General features: G+C 58.2%; 3 protein-coding genes. 2 read left to right on the forward strand and 1 reads right to left on the reverse strand.

Annotated features, from left to right (window positions below):
• Nucleotides 1–152 precede the first annotated feature (152 nt).
• Nucleotides 153–1883: a potassium/proton antiporter gene (locus BDE01S_RS08415; protein ID WP_082790449.1), complete on the reverse strand. Its 1731-nt coding sequence runs from the start codon at nt 1881–1883 to the stop codon at nt 153–155.
• Between the two features lie 343 nt (nt 1884–2226).
• Between BDE01S_RS08415 and BDE01S_RS08420 the strand changes: the two genes are divergently transcribed.
• Nucleotides 2227–3084: a DUF808 domain-containing protein gene (locus tag BDE01S_RS08420; protein WP_066080131.1), complete on the forward strand. Its 858-nt coding sequence runs from the start codon at nt 2227–2229 to the stop codon at nt 3082–3084.
• A gap of 134 nt (nt 3085–3218) precedes the next feature.
• Nucleotides 3219–4766 carry an apolipoprotein N-acyltransferase gene (gene lnt, locus BDE01S_RS08425; RefSeq protein WP_066080134.1) on the forward strand — a complete coding sequence of 516 codons (1548 nt, stop codon included), beginning with the start codon at nt 3219–3221 and terminating at the stop codon, nt 4764–4766.
• Nucleotides 4767–4833: the final 67 nt, after the last annotated feature.

A 4833-nucleotide genomic window follows, 5' to 3' on the forward strand; every position in this document is an offset into this window, starting at 1 on the left:
AAATTCAGTTCTTCGACTATATACCCTAATCCAATAAAGCTGCCCGCAAAACAGGCCGGGTTCAAGCATATCTGCCCTATGCACACAAAAAAGCCGTCTGAAAATACGCTTTTTCAGACGGCTTTTTGCCTTACAGACCAAGCCGATGCGGTTTAATGCGGCACTTTCAAGCCCAGCCATTTAACCGTGCCGTTGGCATCCAGCTCTTTGACTACCAAGCCGAAATCTCCGATTTCGATGCGGTCGCCCTCTACGGGGTGCTTGCTTTCAGCACGCTGCTCAAACAGCTCCAGCAGGCTCAGATTTTCTTCGCCCGCTTCCAGCTTGAGGCCGTAAGCCTGCGCCAAATCGCCGGCTTTGCTGGCGGGATCGACGACGAATTCGCCGAAGAAGTCGAAATTCATGCGTACCGTGCTGCCGGTTTCGGTAAAGTATTGCGCCATTTTATCGACTTGCTCAGGCGGCAGGATATACCAGGCGGTATCGTCTTCCTGCAATACGGTATCGCTGTGCAGCTCGACTTTGCGCCCGTCGCGGATCAGGGTAAAGCAGCGCAATTCGTATGAGGCGGAAATCGGCGCGACTTTGTCGGGATGCACGCCCTCGGCTTCCGATTCGGCCACCACGCGGTAGGCGGTCAGCTGCACGCTTTCGGTTTCCGACAGCCAGATATCCTGAATATCCACCGGCTCGGGCTTGGGCGGCATGGCGACTTTCAAAAGACGCGCCATCACGGGAATGGTCGTACCCTGAATCAGCAGCGACAAGACCACCACGGCAAAGGCCACGTTAAACAGCAGATTGGAATTGGGCACGCCCATCACCAAAGGCATCATCGCCAAAGTAATCGGCACAGCGCCGCGCAAGCCAAGCCAGCTGATATAGGCTTTTTCGCGGCGGCTGTATTCGCCTTTCCATAAGCCGCTGAACACGGCCAGCGGGCGGGCAATCAGCATCAGGAAAGCGGCAATTACCAGCGCGTCGGCGCCGTTGGCCCACACGTCGGACGGCGTCACCAGCAGACCCAATACCACAAACAGCGTGGCCTGCGCCAACCAAGCCAGGCCGTCCATCACGCGCAAAACGTGCTCCGTCGCCAGGCTGTGTTTATTGCCGACGATGATACCCGCCAGATAAACGGCCAAAAAGCCGCTGCCGCCGAGCATATTGGCGGTGGCAAACACAATCAGGCCGCCGGACACAATCATCAGCGCATACAGGCCATCGGCCAGATGCAGACGGCGCACCAACCTGGCCAAAATGCGCCCGCCCAGCCAACCAATCAGCAGGCCGAAGAAGATTTGCAGCACCAGCATCCAGATAAACGCCAGCGCGCCCGATTCTTCGGGCTGCATAATCATGGTAATCAGCGCGGTGACCAGGAAAATCGCCATCGGGTCGTTGGCGCCCGATTCGATTTCCAGCGTCGCCTGCACGCGCTCGTTCAGGCGCACGCCGCTGTTACGCAGCAGGCTGAACACCGCACCCGCATCGGTCGAGCCGACAATGGCCGCCATCAGGATGCCGAATTTCCAGTCCAGCCCCAAATAAAACGTGGTAAAAACCCCCAGCAGCAACACGGTGGCAAACACGCCCCAAGTCGCCAATACCGCAGCGGGTTTCAACACCAGACGGATGCTGCTCATACTGGTACGCAGGCCGCCGTCGAGCAGAATCACCGCCAGCGCGAGCTGGCCGATAACATTAGCCAGCGGAAAGCTGTCGAACTTGATATGCCCGATGCCCTGCTCGCCCGCCAGCACGCCCACCGCCAAGAAACCCAGCAGCAGGGGCATGCCGAAACGCGCCGACAGCGTGGTCGCCACCACGCTGACAAACAGCAGCACCCCGCCCAATAAAAACAGGCTGTTCATCCAATCCACGTTTTATTTCCCCTAAAATAAAATCATCGGTCTGATTTAAATCAAAATGCGGCATATTTTAACACAAGCCCACGCCGTTTATGCCCGCGCTAGCCCATCTTTGCCAATATTTATACAACTGCAAACCGTCATTCTGCGTACAGATAATTTGACACACAGATGACTACGAAGCCGCCATTCGGGCTTAGCCTGCGCCCAAGCACCTTATCCGCCCGCCCTTCTATCCCGCACGCATTTTCAGACGGCTTTTACAGCCAAACCGCCTGCAAAGCGGGCATTTTTCGGCTATAATAGCAGGTTTGGGCATTTACCTGCCGCATAACGACACATTTCGGGAATACGCATGGCCTTTGCCTCTCTTTTCACCCTGCTCGACGACATTACCGCCGTATTGGACGATGTCGCCCTGATGACCAAAATGGCCGCCAAGAAAACCGCCGGCGTGGTCGGCGACGATTTGGCCTTAAATGCCAACCAAGTTACCGGCGTATCGGCCGAGCGCGAGCTGCCGATTGTGTGGGCCGTTGCCAAAGGCTCACTGGTTAATAAAATCATCCTGGTGCCCGCTGCGCTGCTGCTCTCCGTTTTCCTGCCCGCGCTGATTACCCCGCTGCTGATGCTGGGCGGCGCATATTTGTGTTTTGAAGGCGTGGAAAAGCTGCTGCACAAAATGCTGCACCGCCAGGAAAGCGACAGCCCCGAGCACACTGCCGATGAATTGGTCGATGAAAAAGCCAAAATCACCGGCGCCATCCGCACCGACTTTATTCTTTCGGCGGAAATCATCATCATCGCGCTGGGCGTGGTCGGCTCATACAGCCTGCTGACCAAGTCGCTGGTAATGGCCGCCATCGGCCTCGGCATGACGGTATTGGTGGCCGTGATTGTCAAACTCGACGACTTCGGCCTTTACCTGATTAGCACCGGCCGCCCGGCGGCGCGTGCATTCGGGCGCGGCCTGATTGCCTTTATGCCTTGGTTTATGCGCGCCCTGAGCGTGCTCGGCACGCTGGCCATGTTTTTGGTCGGCGGCGGCCTGATTGCCCACAATTTCGGCCCGCTGCACCACTTTTTGGAAGCCCGCCAATGGCTGGACGGCTGGGCAGGCCATGCGGCCAACCTGGTGGTCGGCATCGCCGCCGGTCTGCTGGTTTGCGCCGTCGTCTTGCCGCTGATGAAGCTGTGGCGTACCAAGCATTAACGCCGCACATTAAATTAAATAGTTATCCAAATAGTTATCCGCACACACACCAACCCCTTGATTAAAAAGCCGTCTGAATATCCGCCCGCTGCGGCGCGGTACGATGATTTTCAGACGGCTTACCCACCGGAAGCATGAAACTGACCCGCACCCTCGAACATCACTGCTGCAAACCCCTGCTTTACTGGCCGCTGCTGGCGCTGGTGGCCGCCGCCACCCCGCTGGCTTTCGCCCCTTACTACCACTTCTGGCTGATGCCGCTGCTGTTTGCCGCCCTGATTCGGCTGATTGAGCTGAACGAGCGCCGCGCCGTGGCCGCCGCTTATGTGTTCGGCCTGATTGCCTATACCTGCCAGTTTTACTGGGTGCATACCGCCCTGCACGACGTCTCCGGCCTGCCCAATCTCTACGCGCTGCCGATGACCCTGCTGTTCCCCGCCTTTCTCGCCCTCTACCCCGCCTTGTGCATTTGGGCATGGCAGCGTTTCGACTACCCGCGCTGGCTGAAAACCGGCCTTATCCTGCCCGTACTCTGGACCTTGAGCGAATACCTGCGCGAAACCCTGTTCACCGGCTTCGGCTGGGGCGCGCTCGGCTACTCGCAAATCACCAAATCCAGCCCGCTGGCCGGCTTCGCACCCGTAGGCGGCATCCACCTTGTCTCCCTGGCTACCGCCTTTATCGGCGCCTGGCTTGCCCTGCTGATTGACAACGCAGGCCGTCTGAAAAGCCGCGTCATGCCCCTGTGCTTCAGCGTCGCACTCTGCACCGCAGGCTATATCTTCCAGGAAACCGACTTCACCGCCGAAGACGGCAGCACCAACACCGTCGCCCTGGTGCAGGGCAATATCGCCCAAACCCTGAAATGGGAAGAAGAGCAAGTCATCCCCACCATTCAGAAATATTACGAACACGTCAGCAAAGCCACCGCCGACATCGTCATCCTGCCCGAAACCGCCCTGCCCGTGATGCGCCAAAACCTGCCCGACGGCATTCTCGCCATGTTTGCCGAGCAGGCGCAAAGCAACGGCAGCGCCCTCGCACTCGGCATCAGCCAATACACCGAAGACGGCAACGGCTACGAAAACGCCGTTATCAACCTCTACCGCTACAACAGCGAAGCCGCCCTACCCTATTACGCAAAAAGCCATCTCGTACCCTTCGGCGAATACAAACCCCTGGCCGCCCTGACCGCCCCGCTCTACAAGCTGATGAACATGCCCCTTTCCGACTTCCAAAGCGGCGGCGAAGGGCAAGCGCCCCTGCAGATGAAAGACCAGAAAGTCGCCTTCAACATCTGCTACGAAGACGGCTTCGGCGACGAACTCATCGCCACCGCCCGCCACTCTACCCTGCTGGCCAACGTCAGCAACATGGCCTGGTACGGCGACTCCAACGCCATGTACCAGCAGCTCCAGCAATCCCAAGCCCGCGCCATGGAGCTCGGCCGCTACATGGTGCGCGCCACCAATACCGGCGTGACCGCCATCATCTCGCCCAAAGGCAGCATCATCGCCCAAGCCGAGCCGAATACCGAAACCGTACTCACCGGCCACGTCAAAGGCTATACCGGCGAAACCCCCTATATGAAAATGGGCGGCTCCAACTGGCTGGCCGGCGGCTTGGCTGCTTTGGCCGCACTGCTGTTTGCCTGCCGCCGCCGACGCCCCGCTGCGGATTAAGCGTTTTAAATATCAAAAAGCCGTCTGAATTTTCAGACGGCTTTTACTGTAAGAAATCCTAGCGTTG

It is taken from the genome of Bergeriella denitrificans NBRC 102155, from assembly GCF_001592185.1.
GTDB lineage: Bacteria > Pseudomonadota > Gammaproteobacteria > Burkholderiales > Neisseriaceae > Neisseria > Neisseria denitrificans.

Bases quoted from the DNA above. Each gene is read 5' to 3' on its own strand.
- lnt (WP_066080134.1), top strand. From the start codon at position 3,219: ATGAAACTGACCCGCACCCTCGAACATCACTGCTGCAAACCCCTGCTT.
- BDE01S_RS08420 (WP_066080131.1), top strand. From the start codon at position 2,227: ATGGCCTTTGCCTCTCTTTTCACCCTGCTCGACGACATTACCGCCGTA.